General features: G+C 72.2%; 22 protein-coding genes and 1 riboswitch. Of the genes, 11 read left to right on the forward strand and 11 right to left on the reverse strand.

The features are described 5' to 3' along the window. Window positions 1–68 precede the first annotated feature (68 nt). Together ACIBNE_RS08130 and ACIBNE_RS08135 are read right to left on the reverse strand one after the other, a co-directional pair. Window positions 69–329 carry a DUF4031 domain-containing protein gene (locus tag ACIBNE_RS08130; protein ID WP_399270625.1) on the reverse strand — a complete coding sequence of 87 codons (261 nt, stop codon included), beginning with the start codon at window positions 327–329 and terminating at the stop codon, window positions 69–71. 4 nt (window positions 330–333) lie between these two features. Then, window positions 334–711 carry a hypothetical protein gene (locus ACIBNE_RS08135; RefSeq protein WP_399270626.1) on the reverse strand — a complete coding sequence of 126 codons (378 nt, stop codon included), beginning with the start codon at window positions 709–711 and terminating at the stop codon, window positions 334–336. Between the two features lie 103 nt (window positions 712–814). On the opposite strand from ACIBNE_RS08135, the gene ACIBNE_RS08140 reads away from it, so the two are divergent. The 7 genes from ACIBNE_RS08140 (at window position 815) to ACIBNE_RS08170 (ending at window position 9,693) form a co-directional block, all read left to right on the forward strand. Next, window positions 815–1,750 carry a MurR/RpiR family transcriptional regulator gene (locus ACIBNE_RS08140; protein ID WP_399270628.1) on the forward strand — a complete coding sequence of 312 codons (936 nt, stop codon included), beginning with the start codon at window positions 815–817 and terminating at the stop codon, window positions 1,748–1,750. Between the two features lie 77 nt (window positions 1,751–1,827). After that, window positions 1,828–2,805 carry an N-acetylmuramic acid 6-phosphate etherase gene (gene murQ, locus ACIBNE_RS08145; protein WP_399270630.1) on the forward strand — a complete coding sequence of 326 codons (978 nt, stop codon included), beginning with the start codon at window positions 1,828–1,830 and terminating at the stop codon, window positions 2,803–2,805. Between the two features lie 104 nt (window positions 2,806–2,909). Then, window positions 2,910–4,355 carry a PTS transporter subunit EIIC gene (locus ACIBNE_RS08150; RefSeq protein WP_399270631.1) on the forward strand — a complete coding sequence of 482 codons (1,446 nt, stop codon included), beginning with the start codon at window positions 2,910–2,912 and terminating at the stop codon, window positions 4,353–4,355. A 79-nt stretch (window positions 4,356–4,434) separates the two neighbouring features. Beyond that, window positions 4,435–5,139, forward strand: coding sequence for a hypothetical protein (locus ACIBNE_RS08155; protein WP_399270633.1), 705 nt, complete (start codon window positions 4,435–4,437; stop codon window positions 5,137–5,139). A 107-nt stretch (window positions 5,140–5,246) separates the two neighbouring features. After that, complete coding sequence (locus tag ACIBNE_RS08160) at window positions 5,247–6,161, forward strand: S1 family peptidase (RefSeq protein ID WP_399270634.1); 915 nt, start codon at window positions 5,247–5,249, stop codon at window positions 6,159–6,161. Between the two features lie 159 nt (window positions 6,162–6,320). Next, window positions 6,321–8,024, forward strand: coding sequence for a hypothetical protein (locus ACIBNE_RS08165; protein WP_399270635.1), 1,704 nt, complete (start codon window positions 6,321–6,323; stop codon window positions 8,022–8,024). Beyond that, a complete protein-coding gene (locus ACIBNE_RS08170) occupies window positions 8,014–9,693 on the forward strand; it encodes a hypothetical protein (RefSeq protein ID WP_399270637.1) in 1,680 nt (559 codons plus the stop codon). Before ACIBNE_RS08165 ends, ACIBNE_RS08170 begins: the two co-directional genes overlap by 11 nt. 66 nt (window positions 9,694–9,759) lie before the next feature. Here ACIBNE_RS08170 and ACIBNE_RS08175 read toward each other — a convergent pair whose 3' ends face one another. The 5 genes from ACIBNE_RS08175 to thrC all read right to left on the reverse strand — a co-directional run bounded on the left by ACIBNE_RS08175 (window position 9,760) and on the right by thrC (window position 15,629). After that, entirely contained in the window at window positions 9,760–11,205 is a 1,446-nt protein-coding gene (locus ACIBNE_RS08175) for an alanine/glycine:cation symporter family protein (RefSeq protein WP_399270639.1), read from the reverse strand. Between the two features lie 229 nt (window positions 11,206–11,434). Next, complete coding sequence (groL, locus tag ACIBNE_RS08180) at window positions 11,435–13,057, reverse strand: chaperonin GroEL (RefSeq protein ID WP_399270641.1); 1,623 nt, start codon at window positions 13,055–13,057, stop codon at window positions 11,435–11,437. A gap of 342 nt (window positions 13,058–13,399) precedes the next feature. Then, window positions 13,400–13,603 carry a cold-shock protein gene (locus tag ACIBNE_RS08185; RefSeq protein WP_005315736.1) on the reverse strand — a complete coding sequence of 68 codons (204 nt, stop codon included), beginning with the start codon at window positions 13,601–13,603 and terminating at the stop codon, window positions 13,400–13,402. A 419-nt stretch (window positions 13,604–14,022) separates the two neighbouring features. Continuing rightward, window positions 14,023–14,301: a MoaD/ThiS family protein gene (locus ACIBNE_RS08190; RefSeq protein ID WP_399270643.1), complete on the reverse strand. Its 279-nt coding sequence runs from the start codon at window positions 14,299–14,301 to the stop codon at window positions 14,023–14,025. A 35-nt stretch (window positions 14,302–14,336) separates the two neighbouring features. Continuing rightward, complete coding sequence (gene thrC / locus ACIBNE_RS08195; protein WP_399270644.1) at window positions 14,337–15,629, reverse strand: threonine synthase; 1,293 nt, start codon at window positions 15,627–15,629, stop codon at window positions 14,337–14,339. Between the two features lie 17 nt (window positions 15,630–15,646). Continuing rightward, a riboswitch (SAM riboswitch) is annotated at window positions 15,647–15,774 on the reverse strand. 164 nt (window positions 15,775–15,938) lie between these two features. Between thrC and ACIBNE_RS08200 the strand changes: the two genes are divergently transcribed. Together ACIBNE_RS08200 and ACIBNE_RS08205 are read left to right on the forward strand one after the other, a co-directional pair. After that, window positions 15,939–16,877 (forward strand): glucosyl-3-phosphoglycerate synthase, encoded by a 939-nt coding sequence (locus ACIBNE_RS08200; RefSeq protein ID WP_399270645.1) that lies wholly within the window; start codon window positions 15,939–15,941, stop codon window positions 16,875–16,877. 78 nt (window positions 16,878–16,955) lie between these two features. Then, a complete protein-coding gene (locus ACIBNE_RS08205) occupies window positions 16,956–18,359 on the forward strand; it encodes a trehalose-6-phosphate synthase (protein ID WP_399270646.1) in 1,404 nt (467 codons plus the stop codon). Between the two features lie 166 nt (window positions 18,360–18,525). Here ACIBNE_RS08205 and otsB read toward each other — a convergent pair whose 3' ends face one another. From otsB to ACIBNE_RS08220, 3 genes are all read right to left on the reverse strand, one after another. Further along, the gene (gene otsB, locus ACIBNE_RS08210) at window positions 18,526–19,359 is read right to left on the reverse strand and encodes a trehalose-phosphatase (RefSeq protein ID WP_399270647.1); all 834 of its coding nucleotides are present in this window, start codon (window positions 19,357–19,359) and stop codon (window positions 18,526–18,528) included. Window positions 19,360–19,429: 70 nt separating this feature from the next. Further along, window positions 19,430–19,777, reverse strand: a complete 348-nt coding sequence (locus ACIBNE_RS08215) for a DUF3263 domain-containing protein (RefSeq protein ID WP_399270648.1) — start codon at window positions 19,775–19,777, stop codon at window positions 19,430–19,432. A gap of 83 nt (window positions 19,778–19,860) precedes the next feature. Continuing rightward, complete coding sequence (locus tag ACIBNE_RS08220) at window positions 19,861–21,126, reverse strand: extracellular solute-binding protein (RefSeq protein WP_399270649.1); 1,266 nt, start codon at window positions 21,124–21,126, stop codon at window positions 19,861–19,863. A 233-nt stretch (window positions 21,127–21,359) separates the two neighbouring features. On the opposite strand from ACIBNE_RS08220, the gene ACIBNE_RS08225 reads away from it, so the two are divergent. Further along, window positions 21,360–22,253, forward strand: a complete 894-nt coding sequence (locus tag ACIBNE_RS08225) for an SIS domain-containing protein (protein ID WP_399270650.1) — start codon at window positions 21,360–21,362, stop codon at window positions 22,251–22,253. Between the two features lie 38 nt (window positions 22,254–22,291). Here the strand turns inward: ACIBNE_RS08225 and ACIBNE_RS08230 are convergent, their stop codons facing one another. After that, a complete protein-coding gene (locus ACIBNE_RS08230) occupies window positions 22,292–22,849 on the reverse strand; it encodes a flavin reductase family protein (RefSeq protein WP_399270651.1) in 558 nt (185 codons plus the stop codon). Between the two features lie 308 nt (window positions 22,850–23,157). Between ACIBNE_RS08230 and cdgB the strand changes: the two genes are divergently transcribed. Further along, window positions 23,158–24,807 carry a diguanylate cyclase CdgB gene (gene cdgB / locus ACIBNE_RS08235; protein ID WP_399270652.1) on the forward strand — a complete coding sequence of 550 codons (1,650 nt, stop codon included), beginning with the start codon at window positions 23,158–23,160 and terminating at the stop codon, window positions 24,805–24,807. Window positions 24,808–24,858 lie beyond the last annotated feature (51 nt).

Raw genomic sequence — 24,858 nt, forward strand, 5'->3', positions numbered from 1 at the left:
CGCGCCCCGTTCGGCGGGGCGCGGCGCGGCGCCCGCCCCGCCCCGCCCCGCCCGCTACGCCCCGCCCGCTACGCGAACTTCCTGCGCCGCAGCCCCGCCTCGGTGAGGCGCCGTACGAGTTCCTTGGAGCCCACCTCCACCGCCCCCGCGGCCACCGCCGCCCCGTACCGCGCCGCGGGCACGTCGTAGTGGTCGCGTTCGAAGGCGACCGGCGGGCACCCTATGGACGCCGCGAAGGCGTGCAGCTCCTCGAAGGACGCGTCGCTCACCAGGTGCGACCAGAGCCGCCCGTGTCCGGGCCACGTCGGCGGATCGATGTAGAGCGTCACCGCGTCACCGCCCCAGCCCGCCCACCGGCGCGACGATCACCGCGGCCTTGGCGCACACCCAGTGCGGATCGGCCCCCAGCTCCGGCTCGACCTCCAGCGCGTGCGGACCGCCCGCGTCGCAGACCGGGCACAGCGGCCAGCGGCCGTACTTCTCCAGAAGGGCGTCCTGCACGTCCTGCGCGACGAGCCCGGTGACGTACGCGACGCCCTCCGGCCACTGCTCCACCCACCAGCGCCGGTGCGTGACCGCGTCCTCGACGAGCGAGACGACGTCGGCCTGGGCCACGTCGCGCGCCGTCAGGTCGGCGAGGACCAGCGCGCGTGCGCGGTGCAGCGCCTGTTCCAGGGGGTCCGAGGTGCCCTTGGCATCCGTGTCGCTCATGGGGCCATTGTCGCGCGCGGCGCGGCGGGGGCCACCAGTCCCGGTGGGATCGGGGACCCGGGAGGGGTTGACCCGCCGCCCTTTCTGAAAATACCTTTCAATAGTGACCGACAAAGTGAAGGAAATTTTCAGCGAGCCGGGAGGCACCGCCGCCCACGCCGTCCCCGCCCCCGCCGCCCTCGCCGCGAAGGTCCGCACCCTCGCCCCCTCCATGACCCGCTCCATGCAGCGCGTCGCCGAGGCCGTGGCGGGCGACCCCGCGGGCTGCGCGGCCCTCACGGTCACCGGCCTCGCCGAACTCACCGGCACCAGCGAGGCCACCGTCGTGCGCACCGCCCGCATCCTGGGCTACCCCGGCTACCGCGACCTGCGCCTCGCCCTCGCCGGCCTCGCCGCCCAGCAGCAGTCGGGCCGCGCGCCCGCGGTCACCGCCGACATCGCGCTCGACGACCCCATAGCCGACGTCGTCGCCAAGCTGGCGTACGACGAACAGCAGACGCTCGCCGACACCGCAGCCGGGCTCGACACCGTCCAGCTCGGCGCGGCCGTCACCGCCGTCGCCGCGGCCCGCCGCGTCGACATCTACGGCGTCGGCGCCTCCGCCCTCGTCGGCCAGGACCTCGCCCAGAAGCTGCTGCGCATCGGCCTCGTCGCGCACGCCCACAGCGACCCGCACCTCGCCGTCACCAACGCCGTCCAACTCCGCTCCGGAGACGTGGCGTTGGCCATCACCCACTCCGGCTCGACCGGGGACGCCATCGAACCGCTGCGCGTCGCCTTCGACCGGGGCGCGACCACCGTCGCGATCACCGGCCGCCCCGACGGCCCGGTCTCGCAGTACGCCGACCACGTGCTCACCACCTCCACCGCCCGCGAGAGCGAGCTGCGCCCGGCCGCCATGTCGTCCCGCACGAGTCAACTCCTCGTCGTGGACTGCCTGTTCGTCGGCGTCATGCAGCGCACGTACGACACGGCGGCGCCCGCGCTGGCCTCCTCGTACGAAGCACTCGCGCACCGCCACAGCCCCCGCACCCGCTGAACCGCCCCGCACGTCCGTACCGCTGACTGAGACCCCCCACTCGCAGCAGCCAGGATCAGAAAGCAGAGCAGCGTCACATGACCACCACCGACCCGGCCGCCGCCGAACAGGCCCAGGTCACGTCCACCACCGACCCCACCTACGCCGGGCTGCGCGCCCAGCTCGACACCCTCACCACCGAGGCGTTCCGCCCCGAGCTGGCCGAGATCGACCGGCTGCCGACCGCCGAGATCGCCCGGCTGATGAACGCCGAGGACGCGACCGTGCCCGCGGCCGTCGCCGCGTGCCTGCCCGCCATCGCCGCCGCGATCGACGCCACCGCGGCCCGGATGGCGCGCGGCGGACGGCTGGTCTACGCGGGCGCGGGCACGGCGGGACGGATGGGCGTGCTGGACGCGTCCGAGTGCCCGCCCACCTTCAACACCGACCCCGCCGAGGTCGTCGGACTCATCGCGGGCGGCCCAGGCGCAATGACCAGGGCCGTCGAAGGCGCCGAGGACTCCAAGGAGTTGGCCGCCGAAGACCTCACCGCCCTGAAGCTCACCGCCGACGACACCGTCATCGGCATCTCCGCTTCGGGCCGCACCCCCTACGCCGTCGGCGCCGTCGAGCACGCCCGCGCCGTCGGCGCCCTCACCATCGGCCTGTCCTGCAACGCGGACAGCGCGCTCGGCGCCGCGGCCGAGCACCCCGTCGAGGTCGTCGTGGGACCCGAGCTGCTGACCGGCTCCACCCGCCTGAAGTCGGGCACGGCGCAGAAGCTCGTGCTCAACATGATCTCGACGGTCACGATGATCAGGCTCGGCAAGACGTACGGGAACCTGATGGTCGACCTGCGGGCCTCCAACGAGAAGCTGCGCGCCCGCTCCCGGCGCATCGTCGCGCTCGCCACGGGCGCGTCCGACGCGGAGATCGAGGCGGCGCTGACCGCGACCGACGGAGAGGTGAAGAACGCGATCCTGGTGCTCCTGGGCGGGGTGGACGCGCCCGAGGCCGCGAGCCGCCTCGCCGCGAGCCGGGGCCACCTGCGCGAGGCACTGCGCACGGCCCCCTGACCCGCGCGCCCCCGCCCTCCCCCACGGCCACGCCCCTCCCCACAGCACGGCCCTTCCCCACCGCACGGCCCCTCCCCCCACAGCACAGCAAGGCACCACGCACCATGGCACCAGACAAGAACCGCGCCACCGCCGCCGCGATCCTTCCGCTCGTCGGCGGCGGGGCGAACGTCACCGCCGTCGCACACTGCATGACCCGGCTCCGCCTCGGCCTGCGGGACCGCTCGCTCGTCCAGGACGAGGCGCTGAAGGCGCTCCCCGCCGTCCTGGGCGTGGTCGAGGACGACACGTACCAGATCGTGCTCGGCCCCGGCACCGTCGCCCGGGTCACCCCGGAGTTCGAGGCGCTGGTCGAGGCGGAGCGCGCGGCGGCGCCCGCGACGGCCGACGGCCTCGCCGTGCGGGGCGCCGCCATCAAGGCGGCCCGCACGGCGAGGAACGCGACTCCCTTCAAACTCTTCCTCCGCAAGGTCGCCGACGTCTTCGTCCCGCTGATCCCCGCCCTCATCGGCTGCGGCGTCATCGCGGGACTGAACGGCCTGCTGGTCAACCTGGGCCTACTGCCGTCCGTGACCCCGGCGCTCGCCGCGATCTCCAGCGGCTTCATGGCGCTGATCGCGGTCTTCGTCGGCCACAACACGGCGAAGGAGTTCGGCGGCACGCCCGTCCTGGGCGGCGCGGTCGCCGCGATCGTCGTCTTCCCCGGCGTCGAGAGGATCGACGCGTTCGGCCGGCACCTCTCGCCCGGCCAGGGCGGCGTGCTGGGCGCGCTGGCCGCCGCGCTGCTCGCGGTGCGCGTGGAGAAGTGGTGCCGCCGCCGCGTCCCCGAGTCCCTGGACGTCCTCCTCACCCCGACCCTCACGGTCCTGGTGTCCGGCCTCGTCACGGTCTTCGGCCTGATGTTCCTCGCGGGCGAAGTCTCCACCGCCGTCGGAGACTTCGCGAACCTGCTGCTGGAGAACGGCGGCGCGGTGGCCGGCCTCGTACTCGGCGGGCTCTTCCTCCCCCTCGTCATGCTGGGCCTGCACCAGGCCCTGATCCCGATCCACACCACGCTCATCGAGCAGCAGGGGTACACCGTCCTCCTGCCCGTCCTCGCGATGGCGGGCGCGGGCCAGGTCGGCGCGGCGGCGGCCGTCTACGTCAGACTGCCCCGCAACCCCTCGATCCGCCGCACGATCAGGTCGGCGCTGCCCGCGGGCCTCCTGGGCGTGGGCGAGCCGCTGATCTACGGCGTCAGCCTCCCGCTGGGCCGCCCGTTCGTCACGGCCTGCGCGGGCGGCGCGGTCGGCGGCGCGTTCGTCGGACTCTTCAACATGCTGGGCGACAAGGTCGGTTCGGCGGCGATCGGCCCCTCCGGCTGGGCCCTCTTCCCGCTCCTGGACGGCAACCGCGGCCTCGGCACGACGGCCGCCGTCTACGCGGGCGGCCTGCTGGCCGGATACGTCACCGGCTTCCTGGCGACGTACTGGTTCGGCTTCACGAAGGACATGCTCGAAGAGTTCGACGCGGCCCCCGGAACGAAGCCCGCGCCCCCGGCGCTCGCCTGAGGGAGGCGTTCCGTCGGATCCGTACGCCCGGCTGAGTGGGAAACTCGTGCGGAACACGACGACTTGGGGAGTTCACCGCATGACGACAGATGCCCCCGGCGAGCCGGACCCGACCCCGGCCGGGCACGGGCAGCGCGCCCTCGACCTCCTGGACCGGGCGATAGCCGCCCAGAGCCCCCTGGTGCGCAAGAACATCGCACGGGCCCGCCAGCGGAACCCGGAAGCGACGCCGGCCCAGGTGGTCCGCACCCTGGAGCGGATGTACGTCAGCGCGCTGGCGGGCACGGGCGCCGCGGTCGGCGGAACCGCGGCCGCGCCCGGCGTAGGCACGGGGGTCGCGCTGGCCCTGTCGGCGGGCGAGACCCTGTCGTCCCTCGAACTGAGCGCCCTCTTCGCGCTGTCGATCGCCGAGGTGCACGGCGTGCCCATCGACGAGGTCGAGCGCCGCAGGACCATCGTGATGGGCATCATGCTCGGCGGGAGCGGCACCGCCACGATCACCAAGGTCGCCGAGCGCACGGGGCAGCACTGGGGGCGCCAGATCGTGGCCAAGGTGCCCGTCGAGACGCTGCGCCAGATCAACAAGGTCCTGGGGCGGAACTTCGTCACGAAGTACGGGACCAAGCAGGGGATCATCGTGCTGGGGCGGGTGGCGCCGTTCGGGATCGGCGCGGTGATCGGCGGCGGGGCGAACGCGGCCGTCGCCGCGTTCGCCGTGAAGGCGGGACGGCGGGCGTTCGGAGAGGCGCCGGAGGAATGGCCGGAGGCACTGCCGGGGGCGTGAGTCCGGGGGCATGCGGCGCCGGGCGGTCCACCTCCCGCGACAGGGGGGGTTCCACCTCCCGCAACAACAGGGGAGCTGGCTGCACCCTCCGCTCTCCCGCTGCCCGGATGGTTCCGCGCGCCCCGCCCGACCAGGCTGAACACATACGGATCCCCCGACCGAAAAGGACCGACGTGTTCAGCCGACGCACCACCCGCGCCCTCGCCGTCACCGCACTCGCCGCCGCGGCCTGCACCACCCTCACCGTCAGCAGTGCGAGCGCCATCGTCAACGGCACCGACTCCACCGAGAAGTACCCCTTCATGGCGGTGATCCCGGAGTCCGCCCCCGAACAGGGGCTCTTCGACGGCAACTGCGGCGCCTCCCTCATCGACCCGCAGTGGGTGCTGACCGCGGCGCACTGCGTGAAGGTCGAGGGCCTGAAGCTGGACGGCATCGTGCGCATCGGCAGCGAGCAGCGGAAGTCGGGCGGTACGGTCCGGAAGATCGACCGGATCATCGCCCACCCCGGCTACGTGAACGGCGAGAACGAGAAGGCCAACAAGGACGACCTCGCGCTGATCAGGCTCGACAGGCCGGTCCGCGAGACGCCCATCAGGATCGCGGCGCGGCCGGGGAAGCCCGGCACGCCCACCCGGCTCATCGGCTTCGGCACCACGGTCGACGGGGAGTTCACCTTCCCGAACAGGCTCCAGGAGCTGAACACCCGCAGGGGCGCGGCGTCCGAGTGCGCGCCGGGGTACGCGGACCGGACCCGGCTGTGCACGATCAGCACCGTGCCCAAGGCGATGGCGTGCTTCGGGGACTCGGGCGGGCCGCAGGTGCAGAAGGGCCGGGACGGGAAGTGGGAGCTGATTGGGGTCACTTCGGGGCCGGGCGCCCCGAACGTGCCGTGTTCGGGCGGGCCCGGCCTGTACACCAGCGCGCCCGCCTACGCGGGGTGGATCCACAAGACCATGAAGCACAACCGGCCCGCGGCGTTCGCGAGGACGGCGGCGGGGCCGCACGGCAACGTGAACTGACCGCGCGCGTGGGTGGGGTTCGCCCACGGAGGGCGGTACCCCACCCGCCCCGCGAAACCCCTCCCGCCCCCCGCTATCGTTCGGGCACGCGATCGCACACGATCGTTCGCGGTCGCCGCGACCCGGTGACCGCTTCATGACCTGTGGGGGGTCCCTTCCATGCGCTCAACGCGCACGCTGCCGCACGCCCTCGTGCGTGCGGCAACCGTCTTCGCGCTCTCGGCGGGCCTCGCTGCGCCCGCCCTCGTCACGGCGCCCGCCGCGCACGCGGCGCCCGCGCCCGCGGACGTCACCCGCACCACCACCCTCGACGACGGCCGCCTCGACGTCGGGCTGCCGTACAACACCCTCTGGGCGAAGGTCAGCGTCCTCGCCTCCGACCAGCCCGGTGCCCCCGTCCTCGCCACCAGCGAGGAACTGAACTGGCACGACTACGACTCCACCACCCAACGGCCCAGCGGCTGGACGACCCGGAACCCCGTGCGGCTCCCGGAGGGCACCGCGCTCGGCGACTACCCGGTGAGCGTCGACTACCGGCTGTGGGACGGCAAGGTCCAGCACTGGAACGGCGGTTCGTACAGCCACAAGCTCCGCACCGGCGTCTCCGCGCTCTCCTTCGACCGGGCGAGCACCGACTACGACCACCGCGACGTGACGCTCTCCGGCAGGGCGACCACGGCCGATCCGTCGACCGGCGAGCACACGCCCGCCCGCGCGGGCACGAAGGTCAAGGTCGTGCTCTCCACGTACGGCAGGGACTGGCGGAAGGTCACCGCCACCACCGTCACCGGCGCGGACGGCGCCTTCTCGCTGCCGTTCACGCCGAACGCCGAGATCAGGGGCGGCACTGCCACCGTCGTCGAGCCCGCGGCCGACACCGTCCCGACGGACGCGTACCCGGTGCCCGCGGTGACGGTCACCAGGACCGAGTACCGGATCGGCACGCGGATCGACAAGCGCCGGCTCCTCCTCGGCGGAACCACCAAGGTGTCGGGCCGCGTCGAGCGGCTGACCGCCGAGGGCTGGCGGCCCTTCGCGGGCGCGCCGGTCGTCTCGGCCCAGCGCCCGCCGGACGGGCAGCACCCGGACTCGGTGGAGACGATCGGCGGGGCCCCGGCGGCGGCCGACGGCTCGTTCGCGTACGCCGCCAGGCCCCGCTACGCGGGCACCGAGGGCGTGTACACCTTCCTGCGGCCCTCCCTGTACCTCGGGGACAGCTACACCCCCACGCACGACTGGAGCCAGCTGGCGGTCCCCCGGCCCGCCGCCTTCACCAACGTCAAGATCACGCTGTCGCCCTACGGCGAGGTCAAGGCGGTCGGCAGGCTCACCGGGAGCTGCTGGGACGACAACCGGGTCCAGCTGCAGATCTCGTTCGACGGGCGCCACTGGCAGAACCTGAAGACCGGCACGCTCGAATCGGGCACCGCGGGCCACTGCCCCTTCACCGTCGAGACGATGGGCTACGTCTCCGCGTACTACCGCGTGTACCACGCCGAGTCGGACTGGCTCACGGCCGCCGCGGGCAGGGCCGTGCACCTGTCCCGCACGCTCACCCGGTTCTCCTCGTACTCCTTCACGCCCGACCGCCCGCGGGTCAACGGCCCGCTGACCGCGAGCGGCGTGCTCCAGCGGAAGGTCGGCGGCGTCTGGAAGCCGTACGTCGGCGCCAAGGTGATGCTCGTCGTCAAGCCGAGGGGCGAGAACACCTGGTACTGGGCCACCAAGGGCAAGACCGGCAGCGGCGGCAAGTACCGCCTCGGGGGCACGGCCTACAGCGACGCCACCTGGGCCGTGATCACCGAGCCCGCGGGCGGCCACTTCTACAGCGAGACGAAGGGCAAGTACATCGATGCGCGCTGACCGCGGGATCCCCCTCGTCGCCTCCGCCCTGGCACTGTCCCTGGCGGCGGGCGCCCTGACGTTCGCGGCCGCGCCCACCGCACTCGCCGCCGAACCGGCGACCGTCGGCATCGGCGCGGCCCTCACCCACCCGAGCCAGCGCGGCTCCTTCGCCGTCGCCGCCTGGACGGACGCCGACGGCGCCGTGCTCACCGAGGTGTCCGCGCGGCTCCGCAGGGGCGACGCCGTCGTCGCCGAACTGCCCGCCCTCACCGAATCCCCCTGGGACAGGGGCAGGTTCGGCCTCCCGGACGGCGCGCCGCTGAAGCTCACCGAGGACGGCGGCCCGCTGCCGGAACTCGGTGCGTACGCGATCGACGTGACCGCGACCGACAGCAAGGGCAACACCCTCACCCGGCGCGACGCGGGCACGCTCGACTTCACGCTGCGCCCGGTGCTCTCCTTCGCCGTGGGCACCCCCGGCCTCGACGACCCGACCGCGCGCCCGCAGGGCAGGCTCGTCGGCGTCCAGCCCGGCTCGGGCGACGAGGTCGCGCTGCCCGGCCGTACGGTCGAGGTGCGGCGCACCGACCAGGAGGATGCCGCGGGCCGCACCGCCGTCACCTCGGACAGCGGCCAGTTCACCGCCGGCGAGTACCCGCTGGACGGCCCCGCCGGGACGTTCCGGGCGACGTTCACCGAGAACGGCGCGCAGGTCCACGGCACCTCGACCACCGAGAGCAGGGTGTGGGACTACCGGAGCCACCCCGTCACGATCACCGCGACCGCCGACCGCACGCGCGTCCTGCCGGGCCAGCAGGCCACGGTCACCGGGCAGGTGCTCGACGGCACGGCCCCCGCGGCGGGGCTCGCCCTGCGGGCGACGATCGGCCGGGGCAGCGGCAGCGCGTACAGCCAGCGGATCGTCACGGACGCCGGGGGCCGCTTCACCGTACGGCTCCCCGCGCTCCCCGGCCTCCGCGTCGACAACTGGCGGATCGCACCGGAGAACGGCTTCCTCGCCGGCTCGGCCGAGGGCCCGCTGGTGATGCCCAGGGAGTCGACCGTCCAGGCCCTGCGCGCCACGCTGGCGGCGAACGGCCAGGTCACCGTGAGCGGGCTGTTCCGCGCCACCTACCAGACGACGGGCCCCGAGTACGGGCACGAGAAGGTACGGGTCGAGCGCTCCGCGGACGGCAGGACCGGCTGGAAGGTGCTCGGCGTCGGACAGGCCGCGCTCACCGGCATGAACCACTGGCTCAACGAGTCGTTCACCGTCAGGGGCTCGGGCGGCACCTCCGGCTACTACCGGGTGTACCACCCCACGACCGACGAGTACGCGGAGAGCTCCAGCCAGGTGTTCCGGATGTCCCGCACCGCGACCAGGGTCACCTCCGTGAACGCGGCGCCCGAGCCGGTCCGCAAGGGTGCGACGGTCACGGTCACCGGGGTGCTCGCCGAGCGGTCCGGCACGAAGTGGAAGGCCATGGCGGGCAAGCCGGTCCAGCTGTGGTTCCGGGCCAGGGGCACCACGAAGTGGAAGCTGGTCACCAAGGGCACGTCGGGCGCGCACGGCAGGACGTCGCTGCGCGGCAAGGCGGGCGTGGACGGGACGTGGCTGATCCAGTACCTGGGCGACGCCACGCACTTCGACTCGACCGGGGTCGGTGACTTCGTCGACGTGCGCTGACCGGACGCGGACGTGACGAAGGGCGGCGCCCCTGCCGAGGGGCGCCGCCCTTTCCCGTACCCGTGCCTAGACGCGCGCGTCCTCCCGCGCGCCCTCCCGGTCCCAGCACTCCGAGGTGCCGGGCAGGCCGGGCAGCCGGTCGTTGGTGAAGACCGGGTCCAGGCCGTCCGCGCGCTGTGCGAGGTAGTCGTCGAGGAGGCGGAGGGCGACCGCCGAGAGCGGCAGGATCGAGAGCAGGTTCACCAGCGCCATCACGCCCATGAAGACGTCCGCGAGGTTCCACACCACGCTCACCGAGCCGAGCGCGCCGAGCACGACGGTGACCAGGACCAGGACGCGGTACGAGGGGAGGATCCACGCGCGCCGCGTCATGAAGCGGATGTTGGACTCGCCGTAGTAGTAGTTCCCGATCAGCGTCGAGAAGCAGAGCATGAAGACGATGGCGGTCAGCGCGTGCCCGGCCCAGCCGCCCAGCGTGGTCGTCAGCGCGGTCTGCGTGAGGTCGGCGCCCTGCCTGCCGGACAGCTCGGGGTTGGTCGTCAGGATGATGAACGCGGTCATCGAGCAGATCAGCAGCGTGTCGAAGAAGACGCCGAGCGACTGTACGAGGCCCTGCTTGACGGGGTGGGTGACGTCGGCGGTCGCGGCGGCGTTGGGCGCGGAGCCCAGGCCCGCCTCGTTGGAGAACATGCCGCGCCTGATGCCGTGCTGGATCGCCGCGCCGACCGCGCCGCCCGCGACCTCCCGCACGCCGAAGGCGCCGCCGACGATGTCCGCGAGGACGCGCGGGACGTCCTCGACGTTGAGGACGACGACGGCGATGCCCAGGAGCAGGTAGCAGACGGCCATGACGGGCACGAGCAGCTGCGTGACCGAGGCGATGCGCCGTACGCCGCCGAAGACCACCAGCCCGAGGAGTCCCGCGACGACGAGGCCGCAGACGGGGGCGAACCAGTCCGAGTCGGCGGCGCCCAGCGAGCCGCCCGCGACGGCGGTGATGGTGTTGGACTGCACGGCGTTGAAGACGAAGCCGAAGGTCACGGTGATGACGACCGCGAAGAGGGCGCCCAGCCAGGGCTTCCCCAGGCCCTTGCGCATGTAGTACGCGGGGCCGCCGCGGAACTCGCCGTCGGCGCCGCGGACCTTGTAGAGCTGGGCGAGCACCGACTCGACGAACGCGGAGGCGGCGCCGACGAGGGCCATGGCCCACATCCAGAACACCGCGCCCGCGCCGCCGAGCGTGATGGCGGTGGCGACGCCCGCGATGTTGCCGGTGCCGACGCGGGCGGCGGCGGAGATGGTGAACGCGCCGAAGGAGGAGACGGCCTTGCGCCCGTCCCTGCCCGCGGGCGCCGGATCCTTCAGTACGCGCAGCATCTCCGGGAAGAGCCTCAGCTGCACGGCCTTGGACCTGATCGTGAAGTAGAGCCCCGCGACCACGACGAGCGGGATCAGCAGGTACGTCCAGAAGACGTCGTTGACGTCGACGATCAGTGAGTCGAAGGAAGACACGTGGCGGAACCTCGGAGTCGCGGGCAGGGGGCGGCGTCGCTGAAGTCTCACAAGGGCCTTACGGCCAGTGACAGGGCCTTTGGTCCTCTCGGGGCGAAAGGTGCGGGTCGTCCTTCTCACAGCATGCACGGGTTTGCCCAGGCCCGCCCCTTTCCGGGTACGCCGAAGGGCGGCACCTCCCTGTACGGGAAGTGCCGCCCTCGTGGTCCTACCGAGCCTGCGAGGAGGCTCAGAAGTCCATGTCACCGCCCGGCATGCCGCCCGGAGCGGCGGCGGACGCCTTCTCCGGCTTGTCGGCGATGACGGCCTCGGTGGTCAGGAACAGCGCGGCGATCGACGCGGCGTTCTGCAGCGCGGAGCGCGTGACCTTCGCCGGGTCCAGGATGCCCTCGGCGATCATGTCGACGTACTCGCCCGTGGCGGCGTTCAGACCGTGGCCGACGGCCAGGTTGCGCACCTTCTCCACGACGACGCCGCCCTCAAGGCCACCGTTGACGGCGATCTGCTTGAGCGGGGCCTCCAGGGCGAGCTTCACGGCGTTGGCGCCGGTCGCCTCGTCGCCCGAGAGCTCCAGCTTCTCGAAGACGGCCGTGGCCTGGAGCAGCGCGACGCCACCACCGGCGACGATGCCCTCCTCGACGGCCGCCTTCGCGTTGCGGACGGCGTCCTCGATGCGGTGCTTGCGCTCCTTGAGCTCGACCTCGGTCGCGGCACCGGCCTTGATGACGGCGACGCCGCCGGCGAGCTTCGCCAGGCGCTCCTGGAGCTTCTCGCGGTCGTAGTCGCTGTCCGAGTTCTCGATCTCGGCGCGGATCTGGTTGACGCGGCCCTGGACCTGCTCGCTGTCACCGGCACCGTCGACGATGGTCGTCTCGTCCTTGGTGATGACGACCTTGCGGGCGCGGCCGAGCAGGTCGAGACCGGCGTTCTCCAGCTTGAGGCCGACCTCCTCGGAGATGACCGTGCCGCCGGTGAGGACGGCGATGTCCTGGAGCATGGCCTTGCGGCGGTCGCCGAAGCCCGGGGCCTTGACGGCGACGGACTTGAAGGTGCCGCGGATCTTGTTGACGACCAGGGTCGACAGGGCCTCGCCCTCGACGTCCTCGGCGATGATCAGCAGCGGCTTGCCGGACTGCATGACCTTCTCCAGCAGCGGAAGGAGGTCCTTCACGTTGCTGACCTTGGAGTTGACGATCAGGATGTACGGGTCGTCGAGAGCCGACTCCATGCGCTCCATGTCGGTGGCGAAGTACGCCGAGATGTAGCCCTTGTCGAAGCGCATGCCCTCGGTGAGCTCGAGCTCCAGACCGAAGGTCTGCGACTCCTCGACGGTGATGACGCCTTCCTTGCCGACCTTGTCCATGGCCTCGGCGATGAGCTCGCCGATCTGGGTGTCGGCGGCGGAGATGGAGGCGGTCGAAGCGATCTGCTCCTTGGTCTCCACGTCCTTGGCCTGCTCCAGCAGGGCGGCGGAGACGGCCTCGACGGCCTTCTCGATGCCGCGCTTGAGGGCCATCGGGTTGGCGCCGGCGGCGACGTTGCGCAGGCCCTCGCGGACGAGCGCCTGGGCGAGGACGGTCGCGGTGGTCGTACCGTCACCGGCGACGTCGTCCGTCTTCTTGGCGACTTCCTTGACCAGCTCGGCGCCGATCTTCTCGTACGGGTCCTCCAGCTCGATCTCCTTGGCGATGGACACACCATCGTTGGTGATCGTGGGGGCGCCCCACTTCTTCTCAAGGACGACGTTGCGGCCCTTGGGGCCAAGGGTGACCTTGACGGCGTCGGCGAGCTGGTTCATGCCACGCTCGAGACCGCGCCGGGCCTCCTCGTCGAACGCGATGATCTTGGCCATGTGAAGTGGTCCTCCCGGACGGGGTGGATTGCTCCGGATCGCTCCCGGTGCCCGCGACGGACGGCCCGCGCGCCGCGTGGTTCCCTGCCCCACCCGGCGTCCGGACCTCACCGAACCGATCCAAGTTCTGTCACTCTCACCTGGAGAGTGCTAACGCCAATGATTAGCACTCGACCCATGCGAGTGCAAGCGAGTGTCCACATCCGCCCCCCTAAACCCCCTGGGACGGGGACCTCGCGGACCGCCGGGAAAGGCCCCCGGACATGCGCGTGGGCCCGCACTCCGTATCAACGGAGTGCGGGCCCACGGAACGATTCGCGCCGGTGGCCGATCGCGCCGAGATCAGACGGCGAGCTTGACCATGTCCGCCTGCGGACCCTTCTGGCCCTGCGAGATCTCGAACTCGACTCGCTGACCTTCTTCAAGGGTGCGGTAACCGTCCATCTGAATCGCGCTGTAGTGGACGAAAACATCCGCACCACCGTCGACCGCGATGAAGCCGTACCCCTTCTCCGCGTTGAACCACTTGACGGTGCCCTGAGCCATGCCTAACTCCCCTATTACTGGCCCTTGCACAGGACCGCACTTCGCGGACCCGGGTCAGACCTTGCGTCGGAACGCGTCGACCGCGGCTGAATGTATCTGCCCAACTGCCCTCTGCAACAGGTCAATCGGACGAGAATTCTGGGCATGACCGAACGGCCGAATGAGGAGAACTCCCCATGTTCCAGGGCAAGTCGGCCCGGACATCAGGGACCCAAGGGGCAAATCGCACGCGCACTTTGGCTGCTTCTTGTCGCAGCGAGGCCGCTTTCCCATGTGCGCCGGGCGCACTCACGCGCCGACAACACGCCCGAGGGAAGCGTTAGTTCCCAACTCTACCGCCTTCAACCATGCAGAATTGCCCCCTCCGCTTCTCTCGCGGAGGGGGCAATGCCGGTGACTCTGAGGTACCGCGGAACGGCTCAGCAGCCGCCCGCGACCGCCGGGATGATCGAGATGCCCGCGCCGTCCGGCGTGGCGGTCCCCAGGCCCTGCTCGAACCGCACGTCGTCGTCGTTCACGTACACGTTCACGAAGCGGCGCAGCTGCCCCTGGTCGTCCAGGACGCGCGCGGCGATGCCCGCGTGGTTCTTCTCCAGGTCCTCGATGACCTCGGCGAGGGTCGCGCCCTCGGCGGAGACCTCGGACTGACCGCCGGTGTAGGTGCGGAGGATGGTGGGGATGCGGACGTTCACGCTCATGTCGGGTTTCTCCGTTCCTGCTGCTGGGGGGATTGTCAGTGCGCGAGGCCGGCCGCGCGGAACGCGTCCAGGCTCGGCTTGATCGTCGCCGTGGCCTGCGACGTCTCCGCCACCGCGTCCAGCGTCTTCAGACCGTCGCCGGTGTTCAGCACGACCGTGGTGAGCGCCGGGTCCAGCACGCCCGCCTCGATGAGCTTGCGCGTCACGCCGACCGTCACGCCGCCCGCGGTCTCCGCGAAGATGCCCTCGGTGCGGGCCAGCAGCTTGATGGCGTCCACGACCTGCTCGTCGTTCACGTCCTCCACCGCACCGCCGGTCCGGCGCGCGATGTCGAGCACGTAGGGGCCGTCGGCCGGGTTGCCGATCGCCAGCGACTTGGCGATGGTGTTCGGCTTCTGGGGCCGTACGACGTCGTGACCGGCCTTGAAGGCCGTCGACACCGGCGAGCAGCCCTCCGCCTGGGCGCCGAAGATCTTGTACGGCCGGTCCTCGACGAGCCCGAGCCCGATCAGCTCCTGGAGACCCTTGTCGATCTTCGTGAGCTGCGAGCCCGAGGCGATCGGGATGACGATCTGGTCCGGGATGCGCCAGCCGAGCTGCTCGCAGATCTCGTACGCGAGGGTCTTGGAGCCCTCGCCGTAGTACGGCCGCAGGTTCACGTTCACGAAGCCCCAGCCCTCGCCCAGCGGGTCGCCGATGAGCTCGGAGCAGAAGCGGTTGACGTCGTCGTAGTTGCCCTCGATGCCGACCAGCTCGCCGCCGTACACCGCGGCCATGACGACCTTGCCCTGCTCCAGGTCGTGCGGGATGAAGACGCAGGAGCGGAAGCCGGCGCGGGCGGCGGCGGCGCCGACGGCACCGGCGAGGTTGCCCGTGGAGGAGCAGGAGAGCGTGGTGAAGCCGAAGGCGCGGGCGGCCTCGACGGCGATGGCCACGACGCGGTCCTTGAAGGAGTGCGTCGGGTTGCCGGAGTCGTCCTTGACGTACAGGCCGCCGGTGACGCCCAGCTCGCGGGCGAGGTTGTCGGCCTTGACCAGCTTGGTGAGGCCCGGGTTCAGGTTCGGCTTCTCGGCGACGTCCGCGGGGACCGGCAGCAGCGGCGCGTACCGCCAGATGCTGTTCGGACCGGCCTCGATCCGGGCGCGCAGCGCGTCCGGGTCCCCGACGGGCAGGTCGTAGGCGACCTCAAGCGGTCCGAAACAGAGCTGACAGGCGAAGATCGGACCGAGCTCGAAGCGCTCGCCGCACTCGCGGCAGGACAGCGCGACGGCGGGGCCGAGGTCTACGGGGGTGGCGGTGGTGTTCTCCGCGACGGTCTGCACAGCCATGATGGCGAGGCCCTTTCTCCTCATCTTCCTCGTGACGCGCTTCGCCACGAGCCGGAATTGGCACCTTCCCCACCGTTACCTCGCGGTCGGCGGGAGGGTTGCCGGGACTTCAACGGGCCGTTCCCTCTGTCCCTCTGGATGAGCGCTGTGGCACCGAGCGGGGCTCGGGCGTTTGTCGGCGTACCGACCCCCGACATGCGGTGGCCGTTCGCGTTGTTCAAGACTGTAACCGAAGCCCCGGACGGTCGAGACAGCCGTCCGGACCGCGAGATGGGTCACACGGCGATCACACAGCAGGGAGTGCGGGACGTGCTCGAAGAGGTGGAGCACTGGCTGACCAGGCGTTCCTGGGCGGCGGCCGACCGTTCGCTGGGCGACCTGATGGCCGCCAAGCGGGGCACGAAAATCAGCGTGGTGCTGCCCGCGCTGAACGAGGAGGAGACGGTCGGCGAGATCGTCGGCACCATCCGCCGGGAGCTGGTCGACGCGGTCCCCCTGGTGGACGAGCTGGTGGTGATCGACTCCGGTTCGACCGACCGGACGTCGGAGGTGGCCGCGGCGGCGGGCGCGCGGGTGGTGCACCGCGACGCGATCCTGCCCGCGCTGCCCGCCGTGCCGGGCAAGGGCGAGGTCCTGTGGCGGTCGCTCCTGGTGACGACCGGGGACGTGGTCGCCTTCGTGGACGCGGACCTCAAGGACTTCTCGGCGGACTTCGTGTCCGGGATCGTCGGGCCGCTCCTCACCGACCCCGACGTCTCCTTCGTCAAGGCGATGTACGACCGGCCGTTCGGCGCCGCCGCAGGTCAGGGCGGCCGGGTCACCGAGCTGGTGGCGCGCCCGCTGCTGAACCTCCACTGGCCCCGACTGGCGGGTTTCGTACAGCCGTTGGGCGGTGAGTACGCGGCGCGGCGGGAGCTGCTGGAGCAGCTGCCCTTCCCCGTCGGTTACGGAGTGGAGCTGGGGCTGCTGGTGGACGCGCTGCACACGGTCGGGCTCGACGCGCTGGCACAGGTCGACGTGGGCGTGCGGATCCACCGCCACCAGGACAGCCAGGCGCTGGGGCGGATGGCGGCGGCGATCTACCGGACCGCGCAACTGCGGTTGTCCCGGGGGCACTTGGTGCGGCCCGCGCTGACGCAGTTCGAGCGGGGGGAGGACGGTTTCGTGCCGCGGACGCACGCCGTGGACACGGAGGAGAGGCCGCCGATGCGGGAGGTCCCGGAATACGCGAAGCGCCGGGCCGCGTAGCCCCCGGGGCGGGGCGCCCCGCGAGGGGCGGGGCGCCGCCACGTTTGGGGGGAAGCCCCACGGGCTAGGTTTCGGCACATGGCTGCTGCTGCCCGGATCCTCGTCGCGTCCAACCGCGGCCCCCTCACCTACTCCCTCGACGGCGACGGGACCCTCCGCTCCCGCCGCGGCGGAGGCGGCCTGGTCTCCGGGCTCAGCGCGGTGGGCTCGGACGGCTCGGTCTGGGTGTGCTCGGCGCTGACCGACGGCGACCGGGCGGCGGTCCGCTCGGGCGCCGCCGAGCCCGGCGTCCGGATGCTCGACATCGACCCCGACGTGCACGCCGCCGCGTACAACGGCATCGCGAACTCGGTGCTCTGGTTCGTCCACCACATGCTGTACCAGACGCCGCGGGAACCGGTCTTCGACGCGGAGTTCCGGCGCCGGTGGGCGGCGTACGAGGCGTACAACCGCGCCTTCGCCGACGCGCTGGCCCAGGAGGCGGGGCAGGGCGCGTCGGTGCTGGTGCAGGACTACCACCTGGCGCTGGTGCCCGGCATGCTCCGCGCCCTCCGCCCCGACCTGCGGATCGGCCACTTCTCGCACACGCCGTGGGCGCCCGTCGACTACTTCAGGCTGCTGCCCGACGACGTCGCGGAGCAGCTGCTGCGGGGCATGCTGGGCGCGGACCGGCTGGGATTCCTGACCCACCGCTGGGCGGACGCGTTCACCGCGTGCTGTACGGCGCTGGCGGGCGGGACCGGCGGGACCGCGATCGGGGTGCACGGGCTCGGCGCGGACGCGGAGTTCCTGCGGGCGCGCTCGCGCGAGGCGGACGTGGAGGAGCGGATCGCGGCGCTGCGCGAGCAGGTGGGCGCGGCGCGGGACGGGACGGCGCGGCGGACGATCGTACGGGTGGACCGCACCGAGCTGTCGAAGAACATCGTGCGGGGGCTGTTGGCGTACCGGGAGCTGCTGGAGAGGCGGCCGGAGTGGCGCGGGCGCGTGGTGCACGTGGCGTTCGCGTATCCGTCGCGGCAGGACCTCGCGGTGTACCGGGAGTACACGGCGGAGGTCGCGCGGGTGGCCGCGGACATCAACTCCACCTTCGGGACGCCGAGTTGGACGCCCGTCGTGATGCACGTCAAGGACGACTTCGCACGGTCGCTGGCGGCGTACCGGATCGCGGACGTCGCGCTGGTGAACCCGATCAGGGACGGGATGAACCTGGTCGCGAAGGAGATCCCGGTCGTCTCGGACGAGGGGTGCGCGCTGGTGCTCTCGCGGGAGGCGGGGGCGTACGAGGAGCTGGGCGCGGACGCGGTGGGAGTGAACCCGTACGACGTGAGCGGGACGGCGGAGGCGTTGCACGCGGCGCTGTCGATGGGGGCGGAGGAGCGGGCGGGGCGGAACCGGGGGTTGGTGGCGGCGGCCACCGCGCTGCCGCCGCAGCAGTGGTTCCTGGAGCAGCTGAAGGCCCTGGAGGCCCCGGGGGCGAGCTAGGCCGGGGCCTTCACGGGGCCCGGGGGCGCCGAAGACCGCGCCCATCGGGGGGCGCGGGGAACCGCGCGAGAGCGGGGCACGCGCGCAACGTGCCCACCGCCCCGCAGGGCCCCCGGAGGGTTTCGGGAAGGGGCGGGGTGGGGACTGCCCCGCGCAGCGGCCCCCCCTAGAGCCTCGCCGCCAGGCCCTCCAGAAGATCGACCACCCCCGCGGGGCCGTCCACGACCACGTCCGCCCGCGCGGCCAGCTCCGCGATCACCGTGTCGCTCGCCACCAGCAGCCCCGGCAGTCCGTCCGACCTCAGCTTCTCCACCGCCCCGAACGCGGGCAGGTCCCCCAGGTCGTCCCCCGCGTAGAGCACGGACTCCGCGCCCGCCTCCTTGAGGTACTCCGCGAGCGCCACGCCCTTGTCCGTCCCCGGCGGGCGCAGTTCGAGGACGAGCCTGCCGGGTTCGAGCATCAGCCCGTGCCGCGCGGCGAGTTCGGCCAGCGGCCCCCGCAACGCCTCGTACGCCGCCTGCGGTTCGGCCGCGCGCCGGGTGTGGACCGCGAGGGCCCGCCCCTTCTCCTCGATCCAGGTGCCCCGCCACGCCCCGAACCGGTCGAGGAATCCGGGGAGTTCGGCCCGGACGGACGCGACGCCCGGGTGCGGCGCGGGCGCCCGTACCACTCCCGTCACCGCGTCCCAGCGCTCCGCGCCGTAGTGCCCGAGCACGACGAGGTGTTCCAGCCCCGCGACCCCGGCGAAGCCGCCGTACCGCACCGCGACCCCCGCGGGGCGCCCGGTCACGACGACGACGGACGCGACCTTCGGGGCGAGCGCGGCGAGCGCGGGCACGGTGCCGGGGTGGGCGCGGGCCCGTTCGGGATCGGGCACGACCTCCGCGAGGGTGCCGTCGAAGTCGAGTGCGACGACGGCGCGGCCGGGCCGGGCGACGATCGCCGCGAGGGCCTCTCGGCCGGCGGGGGTGGACGGTTCCAGGAAGGGGATGCTGCCCATGGGCCGACCCTATCGGCGCCCGCGGGGACAGGGCCATGGCACCGCCCCACCCGGCAGGCCGGGGCGCCGCTCAGCGGAGTCCGCGCCTGGCCTCCCGCACGCGCCGCAGCCGGTTGACGGTGACGGGGTCGTGCGCCAGGGCCCTGGGGTCGTCGAGGAGGGCGTTGAGGAGCTGGTAGTACCGGGTGGGCGACATCCCCAGCCGCTCCCTGACGGCCCGCTCCTTGGCCCCCGGCCCGGTCCAGGACTCCCGCTCGACCCCGAGCACCCCGAGCTCCCGCCCGGAGAGCCCGCGCGCCCCGGGACCGCCCGCCGGAGCTGCCGGATCCGCCGGAGCTGCCGGATCCTCTGGGGGAACCGGGGGCGCCTGGGGTTCCCCGGGAAGCGCGGGGTCGGGTGACTCGGGGCCGGGGTTCATACCGGCCAAGTTACTCCGCGCCCCGCACCCGCCCCACACCCGCTCCGTACCCGCCCCACACCCGCTCCGCGCCCACTCCTCGCCTACTCCGCGTTCTCCGCGGTCGTCGCCGCCCTCGCGATGCCCTGGAGGACCGTCCTGGGGTCGCCGCCCGGCTCCACCGTCCTGCCGATGTCCCGCTTGACCAGCTCCTGGACCCGGGCCCACGACGTCTTGCCGACCGGGGGCAGCTGGGAGTTGGGCAGGGCCTCCAGGAACTCCTTGAGGTCCTTGTGCTCCGGGTCCTGCTCCATCTGCCGCGACGCGCTCGCCGTCACCGGCAGCAGGTCGTTCTGGCCGGCGAAGGCGAGGACGTTCTCGTCCTCGAAGACGAAGTCGAGGAAGTGCCCGATCTGCTTCTCGTGGCCCTTCTCCTTGAAGCCCATGATCCAGTCGGCGACGCCCATCGTCGACTTGGGATCGCCGTCCGCGGTGGGCATCGCCACCTTGCCGACCTCGATCTTGTTCTTCGCCGCCTCCTTCAGCAGGGAGGGGTGCCCGTTGAGCATCCCGACCTCGCCCGCGGCGAACGCGGCGAACGCCTGCTTCCGGTTGAGCTTGCTCGGCGCGACGGGGCCCGTCAGCTTCTTGCCGACGAGGTTCTTCTGCAGCCACTCGAACGTCTCGACGTTCTGGGTCGAGTCGATCGTGTACGTGCCCGTGGCGTCCATGTACCCGCCGTCGTTGCTCAGCAGCCACATCAGCGTCTCGGCCTGGGCCTCCTCGGGCCCCAGCGGCAGCGCGAACGGCGTCTTCACGCCCTTCCCCTTGAGCTTCTCCGCTCCGCTGACGACCTCTTCCCAGCTGCCGGGCGCGTCGATGCCCGCCTTCTCGAACAGCGCCTTGTTGTAGAAGAGGAGCCGGGTCGAGGCGACGAACGGCATCCCGTACTGCGCCCTGCGCATCTCGCCCGCGTCGGCGAGCGGCGCCAGGAAGTTCGCCTGGACGGGGATGGAGAGCAGGTCGTCGACCTTGTAGAGCTTGTCGGCCGCCGCGTAGTCCGCGTACGCGCCGATCTGCGCGATGTCCGGGGCGTCGCCCGCCTCGACCATCGCCTTGACCTTCGCGTCGACGTCCGTCCACGGGAGGATCTGGACGTCGATCTTGATGCCGGGGTTCTTCTTCTCGTACGCGTCGGTGAGCTTCGCCCAGTACTGCTTGGTCGTGTCGCCGCCGGTCAGGTCGTAGTCGGCCGCGACGAGTTTGAGCGTGACGTCCTCCGGACCGCTGTCGCCGCCACAGGCCGCGAGTGTCACCGACATGCCCAGTGCGGCCACCGCCGCGGTCAGACCCAAGTAACGCCGCTGCACAGCTGCACTTCCTACCCTCACCGATCGGACAAGCCGAATTTTTCCAAGCACTCTCGAATATGAGGTCTACACCACGGGCAGCACTTCGCCCAAGGCGCCCCCCTGGTCCCGGACGGCTCCGCAAGGTCCATGTGCCGCGCGGGGAAGTCCATTGCGGCGGCGCCGAAGGGGCTGTTATCCACGTCCTGAACCCGTTCCGAGATCCGCCAGCACCGCCCGAGGAGTCGCACGGCATGTCCCGTACCGCAGAAGAGATAGCCACCCAGCCCGCCTGCTGGCGCCGCGCCGCCGAGTACGCCGCCGAGTTCGACGGACTGCCCCGGGCCGGTGAGCGGGTCGCCGTCACCGGGTGCGGCACCTCGTGGTTCATGGCCCTGGCGTACGCGGCCCTGCGCGAGGCCGCGGGGCAGGGCGAGACGGACGCGTTCGCCTCGTCGGAGTTCCCGCTCGGGCGGCGGTACGACCGGGTGGTCGCCATCACCAGGTCAGGTACGACGACGGAGGTGCTCGACCTGCTCCGCGCGCTGAAGGGCACGGTCCCCACCGTCGCGCTGACCGGCGACCCGAAGACGCCCGTCATGGAGGCGGCCGACGCGGTCGCGGTGCTCGACTGGGCGGACGAGGAGTCGGTGGTCCAGACCCGGTTCGCGACGACCGCGCTGGCGTTCCTGCGGGCGGGCCTCGGGGAGGTCCCCGGCGTGAAGTCGGTGGCGGACGCGGCGGTGGACGCGGAGGCGGCGATCGCCCAGGCGCTGCCCGAGGCGGCGCTCACGGCCGAGCAGTGGACGTTCCTGGGGCGCGGCTGGACGTACGGGCTGGCCCAGGAGGCCGGTCTGAAGATGCGCGAGGCCGCGGGGGCGTGGACGGAGTCGTACCCGGCGATGGAGTACCGCCACGGCCCGATCTCGATCACCGGCCCGGGGCGGGTGGCGTGGGTGTTCGGCGAGGTGCCCGAGGGGATGGCGGCGGACGTCGCGGGGGTGGGCGGGACGCTCGTCGCCCTGGAGGGCGCGGACCCGATGGCGGACCTCGTACGGGCGCAGCGGCTCGCCGTGGCGGTGGCGGAGGAGCGGGGCTACGACCCGGACCGCCCGAAGAACCTGACGCGCAGCGTGATCCTCTCCTGACCGGGCGGAGCCCCGGGCCCCCGCGAGGGGCCCAGGGCCTACCCCAGCTGCCGGTACCGGCCCCGGAAGTAGGTGAGCGGGCCGCCGTCCCCGTCCTGCGGCAGCCGCACCCCGAGCACCCGGCCGATCACGAGCGTGTGGTCCCCCGCCGCCACCCGCTCCTGCGTCCTGCACTCCAGGTTCGCCAGCGCGCCCCCCGCCAGCGGCGCGCCGCTCACCTCGCCCCGTACGTAGGGAATGTCCTCGAACAGCAGCCGGTCGCTCACGCGCCCCTTCATCGCGAAGCGCCCCGCGATGTGCCGCTGGCTCTCGGACAGCACCGAGACCGCCCACAGCGGCTGCTCGTCCAGCAGGTCGTCCATGCGCGAGCCGTTCCGCAGGCTCACCAGCACCAGGGGCGGGTCCAGGGACACCGACATGAAGGCGGTCGCGGTCATGCCGACGTCCTCGCCGTACGGCCCCTCGTCCGGGGAGTGCGCGGTCACCAGCACCACACCCGCCGCCAGCCGGGACATGGCGGCGCGGAACTCGTCGTTGCTCACCCCATCAGGATGGGGGATTCCGGTGGACACGGAGGCGGTGGTCGTCTGCGGCACGTCGCACAAGCTAGCCCCGGCCGCCCGCGGGGCACATCGGACCAGGGGACCAACCGGGTCCTAGGACCTCCGCCGACGGCCCTCCTTTGCCGCTTTGCGTTCACAACACATCGGGCCGCCGCGGGGAGCGCTCCCACGCACCGTTTCCAACTCCTCACCCTGAGTTGTGACTTGAGTCACAGAGGGAGGTATTTGTTGACCCTGTGTACCGAGTGGACAGCTCGCTGTGATTCAGTGGCGGGGACACTGCAACAAGAACACCGATATCAAAACTGGAGTTGCTGTCGAGGTCTCGGGGAGTGCGAGCAATGGAGGCCGAGTCGGAGCCGTACGTCCGTCTTGCGACCCTGCGGCAGCTGCACCAGGTCGTAGCCGACCTCAACACTGCCCGCAGTCTCGCGGACACGCTGCAGACCGTGGCCGACGGCATCGTCACCGGCCTCGGGTACGAGCTGGCCTGCGTCAACCTCGTCAGGCCTGACGGCGACCTCGTCGTCGCCGCCTTCGCGGGCAACGAGACCGCCGAGGCCCTGATCTCCGGCCGGGTCGGCTCCCGCGCGTCCTGGGAGCGGCGGCTCGTCATGGGCGAGAGCTGGGGCGACCTGCGGTACATCCCGCACACCGACGGCTGGGTCCTCAACGACGACGACGTCCCGCAGTGGCACACCGAGGGCCCCGAACCGCGCTTCGAGGACGAGTGGCACCCGGCCGACCGCCTCTACGCCCCCATGTACACCTCCGGCGGCCGCGGCCCCGAGCTGCTGGGCGTGATCTCCGTCGACCGCCCGCGCGGCGGCCGCAAACCCGGCGCGTGGGGCCGCGAGGCGCTCCAGATGTACGCCTCCCAGGCCGCGATTGCGATCAGCAACGCGCGTCTGCGAGCAAACATGCAGCGTGCACTGGTCCGCCTGGAGCGCGAGCAGCAGGCCCTGCGCGCCTCCGAGGAGTCGTTCCGGCAGGCCTTCGAGTACGCCCCGTCCGGCATGGCCATCGCCGAGATGGGCGGCGACCAGCACGGCCGCCTGCTGCGCACCAACGACGCGCTCTGTCGCCTGCTGGGCCGCCCCGCGTCCGTGATGCGCCGCTACTCCTTCGCGGACCTCGTCCACCCCGAGGACATCGGCACCCTGCTGCGCACCTCCGCCGAGGGCGGGCGCGCCGAGCTGCGGCTCGGGCGGCGCGACGGCACGTACGTCTGGGTCAACCTGCGCAACTCCGTCGTCGCCGACACCACCGACGGCCCCCGCTTCCTGCTCACGCACGTCGAGGACATCGAGGAGCGCAAGCGCCACGAGCTCCAGCTCGCGCACCGCGCCTCGCACGACGCGCTCACCGGACTGCCCAACAACGCCGAGCTGCGCGCCCGCCTCAGCGCCCGGCTCTGCGAGCGGCCGCACTCGGTGACGGCGACCCCGGTGGAGGCGCTGGACGCGGCGTACGAGGGCGGGGCGTACGAGGGCCAGGACGGCCAGCGGCACGACTACGGCCACGACCCGGCGGGCGGCTACGACCACCACGTGCACACGGTCGCGCCGGACGAGGTCGGCGCCGAGGAGGGCGCGAAGGGCCTCGCGGTGCTCTTCTGCGACCTCGACGGTTTCAAGTCGATCAACGACAGGTTCGGGCACCACACCGGGGACGGCGTCCTCGCCGAGGTCGCCCGGCGGCTCACGGCCGGGGTGCGCGACGGGGACACGGTCGCCCGGCTCGGCGGCGACGAGTTCGTGGTCCTGGCCGACGGCCTCGGCACTGCGGACGCCGCTGACCTGGCGGTACGCCTGCGGAACGCGATCATCCCGCCGCTGCGGGTCGACGGCAGGGTGGTCCGGGTCGGGGCCAGTTTCGGCATCGGCTGGGCCAGTTGCGGGATGTCGGTCGACGAGGTGCTCAGCTCCGCCGACCAGCGCATGTACGTCGAGAAGCGTTCCAGGTCGAAGGTGCACCGCCGGGCGGGCTGAGGCGTTCGGGGTAGGCTCAGCCCGGTCGGCGACGGCTGGCGAGCCATGGTG

The sequence above is a fragment of the Streptomyces sp. NPDC050504 genome, from assembly GCF_044458065.1.
In the GTDB taxonomy this organism is placed as follows: domain Bacteria; phylum Actinomycetota; class Actinomycetes; order Streptomycetales; family Streptomycetaceae; genus Streptomyces.